The following is a 14758-nucleotide window of genomic DNA, read 5'->3' as shown; positions in this document are numbered from 1 at the left end:
CGACGATCGTGGCACACGCCACCGGCGGACGGGATCAACCCCGCGCGGCCAGCACCTCCCGCATCGGCGGCCGGTCGGCCACCAGCACCTGCCTGGTGTCCGGCAGCCACTCCCCCGCGACCTGCACGAACTGGGTCAGCCCGGCGGCCTCGCCCGCCTCGACCCCGCACCGATCCAGGGCCGTGCCCAGGATCTGCCGCGCCATCACCCCCAGTTGCAACAGCGAACGGTTGCGGTGCTTGCGCACCCCGAGGTTGACCTGCGCCAGCGCGTCCAGCCCGTACTGGGCCTCGGTGTCCAGCAGCAGGCCGATCTCCACGCCGTAACCGGCGGCGAACGGAACCGACTCCAGCAGCTGCCTGCTGGCCGCGTACTCCCCGCCCAACGGCTGCACCAACCCGGACAACGCGGGCCGGAGCGCCGCCAGCACCGGGCGGGCCAGCAGTTCGGTCACCCGGCCACCGCCGGTGCCGAACTCGTCACTCTCCAGCCGCAGCGGGCGCCGGTAGAAACCCTTCACCAGGTGCACCTCGGCGGCCAGCAGCAGCGGGCCGAGCAGCATCGGCACGAAGCCGGGATCGGGCTCGACCAGGTCGGAGTCCAGGAAGACGAGCAGGTCACCGCTGGTCGCGGCCAGTGAACGCCACAGCACCTCACCCTTGCCAGGCAGCGGGTCGAACTCCGGCAGTACCTCCTCCCGGTGCACCACCCTGGCCCCGGCGGCGGCCGCGGCCTCGGCGGTGCGGTCGCTCGAGCCGGAGTCGGCCACCACGATCTCGTCCACCAGGGTGCCCAGCAGCGGGCGCACCGAGCCGACCACGGCGCCGACGGTGTGTTCCTCGTTCAGCGCGGGCAGTACCACCGAGACGGTCCGGCCGCCCTTGGCGCGCACCAGCTCCTGCAGGGACCACCGCGGATCCTGCCAGGTGCGCCGGGCGAACCATGCTTCGTTCATGCCCGCCCTCCAGCGCTCGCGACCTCGTGTCCGCCGATCGTGCCATGCTGGATGGCGAGCGTCGCGGGAGGGATCGTGCTGCACACGCTGATCCGGCTGACCCTGGCCCCGCTGGCCAGGCTGATCTACCGGCCCGAGGTGTCCGGGGCGGAGCGGGTGCCCGCGACGGGTCCGGTGGTGCTGGCTGCCAACCACCGCGCGGCGGTGGACACCGCCGTACTGTCCCTCGTCACCCCGCGCCGGGTGCGGTTCCTCGGCAAGGCGGAGTACTTCACCGGCAGGGGCCTGCGCGGGCGGGCGATGGCGGCACTGCTCGGCGCGCTCGGCTACGTGCCGGTGCGACGCGGCGACGCCAAGGCGGGGCTGGCCGCGCTGGAGGAAGGCCGTAGGGTGCTGGCGGCGGGCGAGGTGTTCGGGATCTACCCGGAAGGCACCCGTTCCCTGGACGGCAGGCTGCACCGCGGGCATACCGGGGTCGCCGCGCTGGCGCTGGCCACCGGCGCGAAGGTGGTGCCGGTGGCCCTGCACGGAACCGAACGGGTCCAGCCCGTCGGCGCCCGGCTTCCCAGGCCGGCCAGGGTGCGGGTGTGCTTCGGCGAGCCGCTGGACTTCTCCCGCTACGCCGGGCTGGAGTCCTCGCAGGCGATCCGGCGCGGGGTGACCGACGAGATCATGTACGCGCTGATGGAGCTGTCCGGTCAGGAGTACGTGGACCACTACCACCGGCTGCCGGGCGAGGCCGCAGCCTGAGCAACAGCCGGACCTACCCGCCTGCGAAACCGGCGAACTTCTCCAGCAGCACGGCGGGGTCGGGGTCCACGGCGAGCAGCTCGCGGGTGCTCGGCCGGAGGAACCCCTCGGTGAGCATATGGTCGATGAACTCGACCAGCTTGCGGTAGTAGCCGCCGGTGTCGACCAGCCCGATCGGCTTGTCGTGCAGACCGAGCTGCGCCCAGGTCCACACCTCGAACAGCTCCTCCAGCGTGCCGGCGCCACCGGGCAGCGCGAGGAACCCCTCGGACAGCGCGGACATCTTCGCCTTGCGCTCATGCATGTCCGCCACCACGTACAGCTCGGTCAGCCCCTGGTGGGCGACCTCGGCCCGGACCAGCTGCTCCGGGATGACGCCGAGCACCGTGCCGCCCTCGGCAAGCGCGGCGTCCGCGACGACCCCCATGATCCCGACGCTCGCGCCGCCGTAGACCAGGGTGATGCCCCGCCTGGCCAGCATCCCGCCGAGTGCCGCCGCCTGCTCCGTGTACTCCTGGCCGCGGCCGTCGGACGAGCCGCAGAACACGCAGATGCTCTTCACTAGTGCGTTTCCTCCCACGCGCGGTAGGCCTCCAGCACGATCTGGACCGCGTCGTCGATATCGTCGGTGACGTGCAGCAGCGCGGCGTCCCGTTCGCCGATCTTGCCCTCGCTCAGCACGGTGTCTCGGATCCAGTCGTGCAGGCCACCCCAGTACGAGCTGCCGAACAGCACCACCGGGAACTTGGTCACCTTCTTCGTCTGCACCAGGGTCAGCGCCTCGAACAGCTCGTCCAGCGTGCCGAACCCGCCGGGCAGGCAGATGAACGCCTGGGCGTACTTGATGAACATGGTCTTGCGGGTGAAGAAGTAGCGGAAGTTCACCCCGAGGTCCACCCAGGGGTTCATACCCTGCTCGAAGGGCAGCTCGATGCCGAGCCCGATGGAAAGGCCGCCCGCCTCGGAGGCCCCGCGGTTGACCGCCTCCATCGCGCCGGGGCCGCCGCCGGTGATCGCCGCGAACCCGGCGTTCGCCAGCGCGGCACCGATCTTGCGGCCCGCCTCGTACTCCGGATGCTCCCGCGGGGTACGAGCGGAGCCGAACACGGTCACCGCCCTCGGCACCTCCGCCAGCGCACCGAAACCCTCGACGAACTCGGCCTGGATCCGCAGCACCCGCCACGGGTCGGTATGCACCCAGTCGCTCGGGCCGCGCGAGTCGAGCAGCCGCTGATCGGTGGTGCTGTCCTCGGTCCGCCGGGACCGGCGCAGCACCACCGGTCCCCGGTGCCGTTCCGGCGGGTGCTCGGCGTCCTCGACCTGGTCCCGCGTGTTTCCCTCGGTCACTTCTTCGCTCCCCTGGTCGCTCACCCGGACCACCCTAATCAGGACCGCACGTCGACAAAGGCCCGCAGCACCTCGGCGACCGCACGGATCTCGGCCGCGGCCACATGCTCCTCCCTGGTGTGCGCCAGGGAGGGGTCGCCGGGCCCGAGGTTGACGGCCGGCATGCCCAGTGCGGCGAACCGCGCCACATCGGTCCAGCCGAGCTTGGCAGCCGCCTTCCCGCCCGCGGCGGTCACCAGCTCGGCGGCCGCCTGCGCGTGCAGCCCCGGCATCGCGCCACCCGAAACGTCCACAACGGACAGTTCGAAACCGTCGAACACCTCGCGCACATGCCGCTCGGCCTGCTCGGCGCTGCGGTCCGGCGCGAAGCGGTGGTTCACCACCAGCACCGCCTCGTCCGGCACCACATTGCCGGCCACCCCGCCCGCGATCCGCACCGCCTGCAGTCCCTCGCGGTAGGTGAGGCCGTCGATGTCCACCACCCTCGGCCGGTACTCGGCGAGCCTGCGCAGGGGTTCGGCCAGCGCATGAATCGCGTTCGCGCCCATCCAGGCCCGCGCGGTATGCGCCCGCGTGCCAGCGCAGTGCAGCTCGGCCCGCAGGGTGCCCTGGCAGCCCGCCTCGATGACCGCATTGGACGGTTCGCCCACCACCGCGAGGTCGCCGCGCAGCCACTCCGGCAGCTCGCGCTCGATCCGGCCGAGCCCGTTGCGCGCGGCCTCGACCTCCTCGCAGTCGTAGAAGACGAAGGTCAGGTCGTGCCGCGGCGCGGTGACGGCCGCGGCGAGGTGCAGGAACACCGCGTCCCCCGCCTTCATGTCCACCGTGCCCAGTCCGTGCAGCACCTCATCGGCACCGGAACCGGTGCGGTGCAACGGCAGGTTCTCGTTCACCGGCACGGTGTCCAGATGCCCGGCCAGCACCACCCTGGACGGCAGGCCGAGCCGGGTGCGGGCGAGCACGGCGTTCCCGTTGCGCACCACCTCGAGGTGCGGCGCCTGCGCACGCAGCGCGGCCTCGACGGCGTCGGCGATCTCCGCCTCCGCCCCGGAGACGCTGGCGATGTCCACCAGCGCCGCGGTGATCTCCACCGGGTCGGCATGCAGGTCCAGGGTGCTCATGTTCGCCGACGCTACCGGGCATGCGTACGGTGAGGACGTGCGCATGCGAGGAGTTCAGGCCGCCGTGGCCGGGATGTTGCTGGCCCTGCTGGCGGGTTGCGGCACCGAAGCCGGTCCCACGCCGCAGCGGCAGCCGCCGGATCCGGGACCGGGGGCGCTGCGCGTGAAACTCGAGGCGCTTTCGGTCGACCAGTGCTATCTCGCGCCTGCCGAGCAGGACCCGCCGGGCTGTGAGAAGTACGTCACCCAGCTGGGCAGCATTCCGGGCGCCGCGGAGAAGTACGCGGACCCGGCGCACCCTGGCCTCGCCGAGCACGGGCGGGAGCTGGAACAGGGCATCCAGGACTACCGGGCGCACGACTGCTACGCCGCGGGGGCCACGGACAAGCCGGAGTGCACGACGGCGCTGGCGGATATGGCCACCGCACTGCACGAGGTGCAGCGCTCGCTCGGCGACCTGCTCGGCGCGCGGACGACCGCGGGCTGAGCGCGTCAAGGGGCGGTACGGTGTGCGCCGTGAGTGAGCCCGCAACTGAGCACAATCCCGACCCGGCGAGCACCGGCGCGTTCGGCGTCGGCCTTGCCGCCGTGACCACCGGCGGCACCGTACTGGACACCTGGTTCCCGCAGCCGAAGCTGACCGGGGCAGGCGGCAGCGGCGGCACCGAGCGGCTGTCGGCCGCCCAGGCCACCGACGCCCTCGGCGAGGCGGCCGCGGCCCTGCTCGGCCCGGACACCGACCGCGGTGTCGAGGTGGTGGCGGTCAAGGTCACCGCCGGTTCGCTCGCCGAGCCGCCGGTCGACGCGCACGAGGTGTACCTGCGGCTGCACCTGCTGTCGCACCGGCTGGTGCGGCCGAACGGGCAGAACCTGGACGGGATCTTCGGCCTGCTCGCCAACGTGGTGTGGACCAGCCACGGTCCGTGCCCGGTGGAGGGCTTCGAGGCGACCAGGCTGCGGCTGCGCTCGCGCGGCCACGTCACCGTGTACGGGGTGGACAAGTTCCCCCGGATGGTGGACTACGTCACCCCGGCCGGGGTGCGCATCGCCGACGCCGACCGGGTCCGTCTCGGCGCGCACCTTGCCAGCGGTACCACCGTGATGCACGAGGGCTTCGTCAACTTCAACGCGGGCACGCTGGGCGCATCCATGGTGGAGGGCCGGATCTCGGCCGGGGTGGTGGTCGGCGACGGCAGCGACATCGGTGGCGGCGCCTCGATCATGGGCACGCTCTCCGGTGGCGGCCGCGAGGTGATCTCGATCGGTGAGCGCTGCCTGATCGGCGCGAACGGCGGCGCCGGTATCTCGCTCGGCGACGACACGGTGATCGAGGCAGGCTTGTACATCACCGCGGGCACCAAGGTCTCCGTGGAGGGCAGGACGGTGAAGGCGCGGGAGCTGTCCGGCATCTCCGGGGCGCTGTTCCGGCGCAACTCGGCCACCGGTGCGGTAGAGGCCGTGCCCCGCAGCGGAACCGGGGTCGAGCTGAACGCCGCGCTGCACGCGAATGACTGACAGCGCGTCCGGGCACGCGCCGACCCACGATCGGCGAAAGGTGACTCTCGTAACGGAATCCCGAGCCCGGCCGAGCGGACCGTGTCGCGAGTTGAGGAATGGGCACTGAGTTGGGGGACGTGCGCGTAGATCACGTTCAACTACCCTTCACCTGGTGAGCACCGACTCGACACCCGAGGCTCCGTCGGTCACCCCGGCCGAGCTCGGCCTGCCGGACCAGCCCGCGAGCGCGGGGCCGCAGGACTCCCCCGCCGCGCACGTCCGCGCGAAGGTGGACGCGCAGCTGCGGGCGCTGCTGCGGTACGAACCGGGCACCAGATCCGGCGTGGACCCGGAGGACCTGCACCAGATGCGGGTGGCGCTGCGCCGGATGCGCAGCGTGCTGAAGCTGTCCGGGCAGCAGCTGGGGCCGGATGCCGAGCGGGTGCGTGGCGAACTCGGCTGGCTCGGCGGTGCGCTGGGCGAGGTACGCGACTTCGACGTGCTGATCGAGCACCTGCGCGAGGTGGTGCGGGACTTCGATGAGCAGGACCAGCCCGCGGCCGAGGAGCTGATCGGGGTGTTCGCCGGCCAGCGCGGCCGGGCGAAAGGCAAGCTGACCAGGGCGTTGAACAGCAAGCGCTACCAGCAGCTGCTGCGGGACACCGCGGCGCTGGCGACCGGTTCCGCCGGGGTGCCGGATGGCGAGCAGGCGAAGGAAGTCCAGCTGCCCAAGGGCACCGCGCTGGTCGGCTCGCTGCGCAAGCCCTACCGGCGGTTCCGCAAGGCGGTCCGGGCACTGCCCGCCGACCCGCCGGATGACGAGCTGCACGAGCTGCGCATCCACGGCAAGCGTTTGCGGTACGCGGCCGAGCTGGCCCGGCCCGCGGCGGGCAAGAAGGATGCCAAGCGGATCAAGAAGCTGATCGGGGCGACCAAGGAGCTGCAGACCGTGCTGGGTGAGCACCAGGACGCCGTGGTGGCCGCCGAGCGGGTCCGTGCCCTGGTGGACACGCACGAGGGCGGCGTCGCGTTCATCGCGGGCCGGATCGTGGAGCGGGAACTCGCCCGTCGCGCCGAGGCCCGGCAGTCCTGGCGCGGGATCGTCAAGGACATCGACTCCGCAGCCCGCGACCTGCTCTGACCTCACAGCAGTCGGCTGGCCAGGTGGCCGTCCGGGCGGATCAGGACGGTCGTGCCCTGGGTGGCCCGGTAGGCGGTGTGCGCGTGGTTACCGGTGTCGACCACGGCATATTCGCCCGCGGCCCGCCCCGGCGGCAGGACGGTGTAGTCGTGCACCCCGGGAAGCGGGTCGGGGCAGGCGGCACCAAAGGTGAGCCGGGTGGCGTGCGGGCCACGGAACAGGTCGAACAGCCGCAGCCTGCCCCTTGTCCCCAGCACCGGCGCGTCCGGGGCCCGGTCACCGGGCAGCGGGCCGTCTCCTTCCTCCTGCCGGTAACTGATGTCCAGCTGCCGGGTCTCCACACCGCGATCGAGGGCATCCGGCGCGCCGCTGGTGTACTTGCGCAGCAGCCGGTCGCTCAGGCCGAGCACACCGGCGGCCACCGGCAATCGTTCGGACTCGTAGCTGTCCAGCAACACGTCCGACCCCTCGGCCAGCTTCCAGCCGAGGTTGTAGGCGTCCTGCACGCCGGTGTTCAGCCCCTGCCCACCGGTCGGCGGGTGCACATGCGCCGCGTCGCCCGCGAGGAACACCCTGCCGACCCGGAACCGCTCGGCCAGCCGGGCGTTCGGCCGCCACACCGTGGCCCAGGCCAGTTCCCGCAGCCGGACCTCGGCCGGGGCCAGCACACCGGCCAGCAGCTCCCGCAGCGTGTCCAGGCACGGGCGGACCTCGCTCTGGCCAAGCGGTGCGGCGAACTGGAACCAGTCGCCCACTGGCAACGGGGTCAGGCCCACACCCGAGGCCGGTTCCCCGGCACGGGCGAACCAGTGGCCATAGCCGTGGTCAAGGCCCTCCGCGCGGACGTCGCCGAGCAGCATCCGGACCGACTCGTCGGTGTCACCGGGGAAGCCGACCCCGAGCGACTTGCGCACGAAACTGCGCCCGCCATCCGCGCCGACCAGGTACCGGCACCGGACGGTGTGGCTACCGCCTTCGTGTGCCAGCGTGGCCGTCACACCCGACTCGTCCTGCCACAGCCCGGTCAGCTCGGTGCCCAGCTCCACCTCGACCCCCAGGCAGGCAAGACGCTCGCGCAGAATGTGCTCGGTCCGGGACTGGCCGAGCACCCAGCCGTTCGGGTACGGCACGTCCGGGGTGGGTTCCAGTACCGGGCTCATCCTGCGTTCCCCGGTGAACTCCCCGTCCAGATGGACACGGATCGGCGCCTGTGGCGCGCCCTCGGCGAGCACCGCGTCGAGCACGCCGAGGTCCTCGAAGACCTCCAGGGTGCGTGGTTGCAGCCCGTCCCCCCGCGACCCCGCGAAGTACGTCCCGGCCCTGTCCACGATCCGCACGCCGACGTCCCGCCTGGCGAGCTCGATGGCCAGGGTGAGCCCGGTCGGACCCGCACCCGCCACCAGCACCTCGATGTCCACGACACCTCCAAGTGAATCTAAATTCAGTGAATATCAATTCAGTATTTCCCTGTTAGCGTTCGGCGTCAAGGAGGTGCCGATGAACCGGAGGGCGCGGGCGGCCGAGACCGAGACGGCGCTGAAGCAGGCAGCCAAACGCGTGTTCACCCGGCGTGGCTACCTGAACACGAAGATCACCGACATCGCCACCGAGGCCGGCCGCGCCGCAGGGTCGTTCTACAACCACTTCACCAGCAAGGAGGAGCTACTCACCGCCCTGTTGACCGACATGCTGGCCGAGGGTGACCGGGAGGTCGCCGAGGACCCTGCGCACAGCGCCGACTTCACCGATCGCGCGGCGGTGCGCTGGCATGTGGCCGCGTACTGGCGGTTCTACCGGGCGCATCTGCCGGAGATGATCGCGCTCCGGCAGGCCGCCATGGTGAACGCGGAGTTCGATCGCAGGCTGCGCCAGATCATGGCGGCCGACCAGGAGCAGATCCGGGACCACCTGGCGCACGTACCGGTCCTGCCCGGCGATCCGGAGCTGGTGATCTCCGCCATGTACAGCCTGCTGGACCAGTTCGCCTGGACCTGGCTGGCGGCGGGCGGCGACGGCAGCGGGCGCACGCTGTCCGACGACGAGGCGATCGACCTGCTCACCGACGTCCTCTACCGCGGCATCGCGGGATCGGGAACGGCAAACTCGCCTACCTGAACGGCAAGCACGCGCGTGGAGGGCAAACACGCGCGCGTGGGCGGCAAACACGCCGGGTCAGAGGCGGGCGGCGGCGGCCTGGATCCGCTCGTCGGTGGCGGTGAGGGCGATCCGGACGTGCCGGGCGCCCGCGGGGCCGTAGAAGGTGCCGGGGGCGACCAGGATGCCGCGGTCGGCCAGCCAGTCCACGGTCGCCAGCGCAGGTTCCTCCCTGGTGGCCCACAGGTACAGGCCGGCATCGGAGTGGTCGATCCGGAACCCGGCCCGCTCCAGGGCCGGCCGCAGCACCGCGCGCCGGGCCGCGTAGCGCTCCCGCTGCCGCGCGACCAGGTCGTCGGCGGCTAGGGCGGCGGTCATCGCCTGTTGCACCGGCCGCGGCACGATCATGCCCGCATGCTTGCGCACGCCGAGCAGCGTGGCCACCAGCGCCGGGTCGCCGGTCACGAATCCGGCGCGGTAACCGGCCAGGTTGGCCGACTTGGACAGCGAGTGCACGGCGAGCAGACCCGCCAGGTCGCCCCCGTGTACCTCGGGATGCAGCAGCGAGACCGGCTCGGCCTCCCAGCCCAGGTCCAGGTAGCACTCGTCGGAAACCACCACGGTGCCGCGCTCCCTCGCCCACTCGACCACCTTGCGCAGGTGCTCGACGCCCAGCACCCGGCCGGTGGGGTTGGCGGGCGAGTTCAGCCAGAGCAGGGCGGGCCGCTCAGGGCCGAGGGCGGTCAGCCCGTCGGCCCTGCGTATCCCGGCCCCGGCAAGCAGGGCGCCCACCTCATAGGTGGGGTAGGCCAGCTCGGGGATCACCACCAGGTCTCCAGGGCCGAGCCCGAGCAGCCGGGGTAGCCAGGCGACCAGTTCCTTGGAACCGATGGTTGGCAGCACGGCCTCCGGCCGCACCGAAACCCCGTGCCTGCGCAGCAACGCGGCCGCGGCGGTGTCCCGCAGCTCGGGGGTGCCGTGAGTGGCCGGGTAGCCGGGTAGTTCGGCGACCGAGGCAAGCGCTTCCCGGATAGGCGCGGGCACCGGGTCCACCGGCGTGCCGACCGAGAGATCGGCCAGCCCGCCGGGGTGCTCGCTCGCCCGCGCCTTCTGCCCGGCGAGCGAGTCCCATGGAAAGTCGGGTAGTTCCGGAGGGCTCATTCGCCCTGCGGCGGCAGGTCCTTGATCCACTGCGGGTCGTGGCTGGTCTTACCGACCTTGGAAGCGCCGCCGGGGGAACCGAGCTCGTCGAAGAAGTCGACGTTGGCCTTGGTGTAGTTGCTCCACTCGTCCGGAACATCGTCCTCGTAGTAGATGGCCTCGACCGGACAGACCGGCTCGCACGCCCCACAGTCGACACACTCGTCGGGATGGATGTAGAGCATCCGGTCGCCTTCATAGATGCAGTCGACGGGGCACTCGTCGATGCATGCCTTGTCGAGCACGTCGACGCAGGGCTCGGCGATCACATATGTCACTGGGCTCTCCTGCTGTTTCGTCCGTGGGTCTGGCCCGGCGCCGACATTACGCGGTCACCCGCTGCCGTCGGCGCGTGGGCCACCGCCATACCCTCAGTATGCAACCTACTGCGGGCCGCGTTTTCTCGGCTGCACCCGGCGATCACCGGTCACCACGAACCGGGGCTGTTGCTCTTCCCCGGATCCGGTGTCCTCCCGGGACCCGGTGTCCAGCCTGCGGTTCAGGTTGTCCGCGATCTCGGCGACCAGGTCCTCGTTGTGCCGGTCGTCCTTACGCGCAACGCTCATCGGTCCTCCCTGCTCGCGGCCCATTCGGTCACCCCCACAATCTAACCGTGAACGACGCCGAGATGCTGGAGAATGCTTGCGCTGACGCCTGGCCCGCGCTGATCGACCTGCCGCTCGGCCAGTGGCGGCTGCGGGCGGCCGCAGGCTTCACCGGCAGGGCAAACGCGGCACTGGCGACCGGTGACCCCGGCACCAGCCTGCCGCGGGCACTACGGCGGACATGTGAGTTCGCCCACGCCAACGGGATCCGGCCGGTGGTCCAGATACTGGACGGTAGCGCCACCGAGCGCGCGCTCGCCGCGGCGGGCTGGGTGCACCACACGGGCCATCCGGCCGGGTACGAGGTCTCGGTCCTGCTCGGCCCGCCAACCCAACCGGACGCCACCGGCGACGGGAAGGGCAACGGCGGAGTCACCGTGGCGGAGGTCCCTTCCGATCCCTGGTGGGAGCTGGTGGCCGGAACCACCTCGCCCGGCACGGCCCAGCGGCACGTACTGGCCGGGGGCAGGGCACCGGTCGGCTTCGCCACGGCCCGATCCGGCGCCGAGACGGTGGGCGCCGCCCGCGGCGCCGTGGTCGGCGACCTGCTGCATGTGGCCCGGCTGACCGTCCTGCCAGCGCACCGCAGGCGGGGGCTGGGTACCGAGCTGATGAACGGGCTGGGCCGGTGGGCGGCCCGGCACGGCGCGACCCGCTGCGTGCTGCAGGTCGAGACGAACAACGCGACCGCGCTCGCGCTCTACCGCGGGCTCGGCTTCACCGAACATCACCGGTACCGCTACTGGATCCCGGCGAACACGTGAAAGGATCCGGCGGCGTGAAGGTTGTCGTACTGGTCGGCGGAGTGGGCGGGGCCCGCTTCCTGCTCGGCGTGAAGGCCGCACTCGGGCTGCCGCCCGTTGGCGCGGCGGGCAAGGAGATGCCGCACGAGGTCACCGCGGTGGTGAACACCGGGGACGACGTGTGGATGCACGGGCTGCGGGTCTGCCCGGATCTGGACACCTGCATGTACACCCTTGGCGGGGGCATCGACACCGAACGCGGCTGGGGGCACGCCGGCGAGACCTGGACCGTGAAGCAGGAGCTGGCGGCCTACGGCGCCGAGCCGACCTGGTTCGGGCTGGGGGACAAGGACATCGCCACCCACCTGATCCGGTCCCGGATGCTGCGGGCCGGCTACCCGCTGTCCGCGGTGACGGAGGCGCTGTGCGCGCGCTGGCAGCCAGGGGTGCGGCTGCTGCCGATGTCCGACGACCGGGTGGAGACCCACGTGGTGGTGGACGATCCGGACGACCCCGAGCAGCGCAAGGCACTGCACTTCCAGGAATGGTGGGTGCGGTACCGGGCGGAGCTGCCAGCGCACTCGATCGTGCCGGTCGGCGCGGACGAGTCGGTGCCGGGTCCTGGCGTGGTGGACGCCATCGCCGGGGCCGACGTCGTGCTGCTCGCGCCGTCCAACCCGGTGGTCTCGGTCGGCACCGTGCTGTCCGTGCCAGGGGTTCGCGAGGCGCTGCGCAAGACCGAGGCCGGGGTGGTCGGCCTCTCCCCGATCATCGAGGGCAAGGCCGTGCGCGGAATGGCCGACGCCTGCCTCAGCGCGATCGGGGTGGAAACCACCGCGGAAGCGGTCGGCAGGCACTACGGTTCCCGGCAGACCTCGGGCGAGGGGGTGCTGGACGGCTGGCTGGTGCAGTCCGGCGAGACGGTCAGCGTCCCCGGTGTCGCGGTACGCGGGGTGCCGTTGCTGATGTCCGATGTGGATGCCACCGCGCGGATGGCCCGCGCGGCCTTCGAACTGTGCGGAGTGGATGTTGACTGACCCCAAGCCGGCCGACCACTCGGCGAACCGGCTGGAGATCCTGCCGGTCGAAGGCCTCCCGGAGTTCCGGCCGGGGGACGACCTCACCGGGGCGATCGCCGAGGCCGCGCGCTGGCTGCGCTCGGGTGACGTGCTGGTGGTCACCAGCAAGATCGTCTCCAAGATCGAGGGCAGGCTGGTCCGGGTACCGCAGGATCCGGAGGCCAGGGACGCGGCGCGGCGCAAGCTGGTCGAGGAGGAGGCCACTGCGGTGATCGCCCGGTTCGGCCGGTCGCTGATCACCGAGAACCGGCTGGGCATCGTGCAGGCCGCCTCCGGGGTGGACGCCTCGAATGTGGCGGGCGACGAGCTCGCCCTGTTGCCGACCGACCCGGACGCATCGGCGCTAGCCCTGCGCAACGGGCTGCGCGAGCGGCTCGGCGTCGAGGTCGGGGTGCTGGTCACCGACACCATGGGCAGGGCCTGGCGGATCGGTCAGACCGACGCCGCGATCGGCGCATCCGGGCTGCGGGTGCTGCATTCCTACGCGGGTGCGGTGGACGGCCAGGGCAACGAGCTCGCGGTCACCCAGGTGGCCGTCGCCGACGAGCTGGCGGCCGCCGCCGACCTGGTGAAGGGCAAGCTGGGCGGCACCCCGGTCGCGGTGGTCCGCGGGCTGCGGATCGAGGACGACTCCACCACCGCGCGCGACCTCCTCCGCCCGGTCGAGGAGGACCTGTTCCGGCTCGGCACCGCGGAGGCGGTCGAGCAGGGCCGCAGGGAGGCGGTGCTGCTGCGCCGCTCGGTGCGCCGGTTCAGCGCGGACCCGGTGGACGAGGAACCGCTGCGCCGGGCCATCGGCACCGCGCTCACCGCCCCCGCCCCGCACCACACCCGCCCAGTGCGGTTCGGCTGGCTGCGCGGGAGCGAGCGGCGGCGCACGCTGCTGGAGGCCATGCGCACGGCCTGGCGCGCCGACCTGACCGCGGACGGTTTCACCGAGGAGCAGATCGCCAAGCGGCTGAGCAAGGGCGACATCCTGTTCGAAGCGCCCGAGGTGGTGGTGCCGTTCCTGCGCACCGACGGCGCGCACACCTACCCCGACCAGCGGCGCAACGCCTGCGAGCACACCATGTTCACGGTCGCGGGCGGGGCCGCGGTGCAGGGGCTGCTGGTGGCGCTGGCCGCCGAGGGGCTCGGCTCCTGCTGGATCGGCTCGACCATCTTCGCCGCGGACGTGGTGCGTGACGTGCTCGGTCTCGGCCCGGAATGGGAGCCGCTCGGCGCGGTGGCCATCGGTCATCCCGTGGACGGCCCGCAACCGCCACGCCCGCCACGCGAACTCGACGAGGGGCTGATCGAATGGTGAACCCGGACGGCGCGCTGCACGCCGACGCTATGTCCACACTGGACTCCTGGAAGCCGGTCACGCTGGCGCAGGAGTCACTGCGCCAGGGATACCTCGGATTCCTCGCGGCCAGGCCGGACGCCTGCGCGCGCTCCTGCGCCGCCGGGCACCTCACCGCGTCGGCCGTCGTGCTGGACCACCCCGGCGAGCGGGTGCTGCTCACCCTGCACCCCAGGGTCGGGCGCTGGCTCCAGCTCGGCGGGCACTGCGAACCGGAGGACACCTCGCTGGCCGCGGCGGCGCTGCGCGAGGCCCGCGAGGAGTCCGGAATGGACGGTCTGGTCATCGACCCCGAGCCGGTACACCTCGACGTGCACCCGATCACCTGCTCGCTGGGCCTGCCGACCCGGCATTTCGACGTACGGTTCGTGATCCGCGCGCCGGCCGGGGCCGAACCGGTGCGCAGCACCGAGTCCGAGGACCTGGCCTGGTGGCCCGCGACCGCGCTGCCCCCTGGCACCGAGGACCTCACCGAGCTGATCGCCGCCGCGCTGGAGCGGGCGACCACGGCACCGGCATGATCGTCCGGCTGGACGGCGACTCGCCGGTGCCGCCGTTCGAGCAGGTACGTGCCGAGCTCGCCAGGCAGATCAACGAGGGGACGCTGCCGGTCGGCACCAAGCTGCCGACGGTGCGGGCGCTCGCCGCGGAACTCGGCATCGCCCCGAACACCATCGCCCGCGCCTACCGGGAGCTGGAGGAGGCCGGGCTGATCGAGACCAGGGGCCGGGCGGGCAGCTTCGTCGGTGCCGCAGGGCAGGAGAGCCGCGCCCGCGCCCGGCAGGCTGCGCTTGCCTACGCGGAGACCGTGCACCAGCTGGGACTCGGCAAGCAGGAGGCACTGGCTATCGTCGCCGCCGCGCTCGGCGCGGACTGAGCCC

The 14758-nt window shown here is 72.1% G+C and carries 18 protein-coding genes; 10 read left to right on the top strand and 8 right to left on the bottom strand.

Going from position 1 to position 14758, the window contains the following annotated elements:
* Positions 1-34 precede the first annotated feature (34 nt).
* Positions 35-955, bottom strand: a complete 921-nt coding sequence (locus tag KOI47_RS04460) for a glucosyl-3-phosphoglycerate synthase (protein ID WP_216214205.1) — start codon at positions 953-955, stop codon at positions 35-37.
* Between the two features lie 75 nt (positions 956-1030).
* Here KOI47_RS04460 and KOI47_RS04455 point away from each other — a divergent pair, with 75 nt between their 5' ends.
* Entirely contained in the window at positions 1031-1705 is a 675-nt protein-coding gene (locus KOI47_RS04455; RefSeq protein WP_216214204.1) for a lysophospholipid acyltransferase family protein, read from the top strand.
* Positions 1706-1718: 13 nt separating this feature from the next.
* Here KOI47_RS04455 and KOI47_RS04450 read toward each other — a convergent pair whose 3' ends face one another.
* Genes KOI47_RS04450 through dapE form a run of 3 tightly spaced genes read right to left on the bottom strand, consistent with a single transcriptional unit; the run spans position 1719 to position 4173 of the window.
* Positions 1719-2267, bottom strand: coding sequence for an LOG family protein (locus KOI47_RS04450; protein ID WP_216214198.1), 549 nt, complete (start codon positions 2265-2267; stop codon positions 1719-1721).
* Positions 2267-3052, bottom strand: a complete 786-nt coding sequence (locus KOI47_RS04445) for an LOG family protein (RefSeq protein WP_216217085.1) — start codon at positions 3050-3052, stop codon at positions 2267-2269. Before KOI47_RS04445 ends, KOI47_RS04450 begins: the two co-directional genes overlap by 1 nt.
* Positions 3053-3090: 38 nt before the next feature.
* Positions 3091-4173 (bottom strand): succinyl-diaminopimelate desuccinylase, encoded by a 1083-nt coding sequence (dapE, locus tag KOI47_RS04440; protein WP_216214197.1) that lies wholly within the window; start codon positions 4171-4173, stop codon positions 3091-3093.
* A gap of 43 nt (positions 4174-4216) precedes the next feature.
* Between dapE and KOI47_RS04435 the strand changes: the two genes are divergently transcribed.
* The 3 genes from KOI47_RS04435 (at position 4217) to KOI47_RS04425 (ending at position 6811) form a co-directional block, all read left to right on the top strand.
* On the top strand, positions 4217-4660 hold the full coding sequence (locus KOI47_RS04435; protein WP_216214196.1) for a hypothetical protein: 444 nt from the start codon (positions 4217-4219) through the stop codon (positions 4658-4660).
* A 29-nt stretch (positions 4661-4689) separates the two neighbouring features.
* Entirely contained in the window at positions 4690-5688 is a 999-nt protein-coding gene (gene dapD / locus KOI47_RS04430) for a 2,3,4,5-tetrahydropyridine-2,6-dicarboxylate N-succinyltransferase (protein WP_216214194.1), read from the top strand.
* 154 nt (positions 5689-5842) lie between these two features.
* Positions 5843-6811, top strand: a complete 969-nt coding sequence (locus KOI47_RS04425) for a CHAD domain-containing protein (protein WP_216214191.1) — start codon at positions 5843-5845, stop codon at positions 6809-6811.
* Positions 6812-6813: 2 nt separating this feature from the next.
* Here KOI47_RS04425 and KOI47_RS04420 read toward each other — a convergent pair whose 3' ends face one another.
* On the bottom strand, positions 6814-8229 hold the full coding sequence (locus KOI47_RS04420; protein ID WP_216214190.1) for an FAD-dependent monooxygenase: 1416 nt from the start codon (positions 8227-8229) through the stop codon (positions 6814-6816).
* 79 nt (positions 8230-8308) lie between these two features.
* Here KOI47_RS04420 and KOI47_RS04415 point away from each other — a divergent pair, with 79 nt between their 5' ends.
* On the top strand, positions 8309-8926 hold the full coding sequence (locus KOI47_RS04415; protein WP_216214189.1) for a TetR/AcrR family transcriptional regulator: 618 nt from the start codon (positions 8309-8311) through the stop codon (positions 8924-8926).
* 57 nt (positions 8927-8983) lie between these two features.
* Here the strand turns inward: KOI47_RS04415 and dapC are convergent, their stop codons facing one another.
* The 3 genes from dapC to KOI47_RS04400 all read right to left on the bottom strand — a co-directional run bounded on the left by dapC (position 8984) and on the right by KOI47_RS04400 (position 10671).
* Positions 8984-10066, bottom strand: a complete 1083-nt coding sequence (dapC, locus tag KOI47_RS04410; protein ID WP_216214188.1) for a succinyldiaminopimelate transaminase — start codon at positions 10064-10066, stop codon at positions 8984-8986.
* Complete coding sequence (gene fdxA, locus KOI47_RS04405; protein ID WP_216214187.1) at positions 10063-10383, bottom strand: ferredoxin; 321 nt, start codon at positions 10381-10383, stop codon at positions 10063-10065. The genes dapC and fdxA overlap by 4 nt, the downstream gene beginning before the upstream one ends.
* A gap of 105 nt (positions 10384-10488) precedes the next feature.
* Positions 10489-10671, bottom strand: coding sequence for a hypothetical protein (locus KOI47_RS04400; protein ID WP_216214186.1), 183 nt, complete (start codon positions 10669-10671; stop codon positions 10489-10491).
* Between the two features lie 47 nt (positions 10672-10718).
* On the opposite strand from KOI47_RS04400, the gene KOI47_RS04395 reads away from it, so the two are divergent.
* From KOI47_RS04395 to KOI47_RS04375, 5 genes are read left to right on the top strand one after another with little or no spacing between them, the layout of a single operon-like run.
* Positions 10719-11474 carry a GNAT family N-acetyltransferase gene (locus KOI47_RS04395; protein WP_232376536.1) on the top strand — a complete coding sequence of 252 codons (756 nt, stop codon included), beginning with the start codon at positions 10719-10721 and terminating at the stop codon, positions 11472-11474.
* Between the two features lie 14 nt (positions 11475-11488).
* A complete protein-coding gene (gene cofD, locus KOI47_RS04390) occupies positions 11489-12490 on the top strand; it encodes a 2-phospho-L-lactate transferase (RefSeq protein ID WP_216214185.1) in 1002 nt (333 codons plus the stop codon).
* Positions 12480-13838, top strand: coding sequence for a coenzyme F420-0:L-glutamate ligase (locus KOI47_RS04385; RefSeq protein ID WP_232376535.1), 1359 nt, complete (start codon positions 12480-12482; stop codon positions 13836-13838). Before cofD ends, KOI47_RS04385 begins: the two co-directional genes overlap by 11 nt.
* Positions 13832-14398, top strand: a complete 567-nt coding sequence (locus KOI47_RS04380; RefSeq protein WP_216214183.1) for an NUDIX hydrolase — start codon at positions 13832-13834, stop codon at positions 14396-14398. The genes KOI47_RS04385 and KOI47_RS04380 overlap by 7 nt, the downstream gene beginning before the upstream one ends.
* A complete protein-coding gene (locus tag KOI47_RS04375) occupies positions 14395-14754 on the top strand; it encodes a GntR family transcriptional regulator (RefSeq protein ID WP_216214182.1) in 360 nt (119 codons plus the stop codon). Before KOI47_RS04380 ends, KOI47_RS04375 begins: the two co-directional genes overlap by 4 nt.
* Positions 14755-14758 lie beyond the last annotated feature (4 nt).

This window comes from Amycolatopsis aidingensis, assembly GCF_018885265.1.
GTDB classification, from domain to species: domain Bacteria; phylum Actinomycetota; class Actinomycetes; order Mycobacteriales; family Pseudonocardiaceae; genus Amycolatopsis; species Amycolatopsis aidingensis.
The sequence above is the reverse complement of the archived record's forward strand: the minus strand, read 5'-3'. Positions and strand labels throughout refer to the sequence as shown.

What these genes read in the sequence shown, in the direction of transcription:
- KOI47_RS04460 (WP_216214205.1), bottom strand. Translation starts at nt 955, where the DNA reads ATGAACGAAGCATGGTTCGCCCGGCGCACCTGGCAGGATCCGCGGTGG.
- dapE (WP_216214197.1), bottom strand. Translation starts at nt 4,173, where the DNA reads ATGAGCACCCTGGACCTGCATGCCGACCCGGTGGAGATCACCGCGGCG.
- KOI47_RS04435 (WP_216214196.1), top strand. Translation starts at nt 4,217, where the DNA reads ATGCGAGGAGTTCAGGCCGCCGTGGCCGGGATGTTGCTGGCCCTGCTG.
- KOI47_RS04415 (WP_216214189.1), top strand. Translation starts at nt 8,309, where the DNA reads ATGAACCGGAGGGCGCGGGCGGCCGAGACCGAGACGGCGCTGAAGCAG.
- dapC (WP_216214188.1), bottom strand. Translation starts at nt 10,066, where the DNA reads ATGAGCCCTCCGGAACTACCCGACTTTCCATGGGACTCGCTCGCCGGG.
- KOI47_RS04400 (WP_216214186.1), bottom strand. Translation starts at nt 10,671, where the DNA reads ATGAGCGTTGCGCGTAAGGACGACCGGCACAACGAGGACCTGGTCGCC.
- KOI47_RS04385 (WP_232376535.1), top strand. Translation starts at nt 12,480, where the DNA reads ATGTTGACTGACCCCAAGCCGGCCGACCACTCGGCGAACCGGCTGGAG.
- KOI47_RS04380 (WP_216214183.1), top strand. Translation starts at nt 13,832, where the DNA reads ATGGTGAACCCGGACGGCGCGCTGCACGCCGACGCTATGTCCACACTG.
- KOI47_RS04375 (WP_216214182.1), top strand. Translation starts at nt 14,395, where the DNA reads ATGATCGTCCGGCTGGACGGCGACTCGCCGGTGCCGCCGTTCGAGCAG.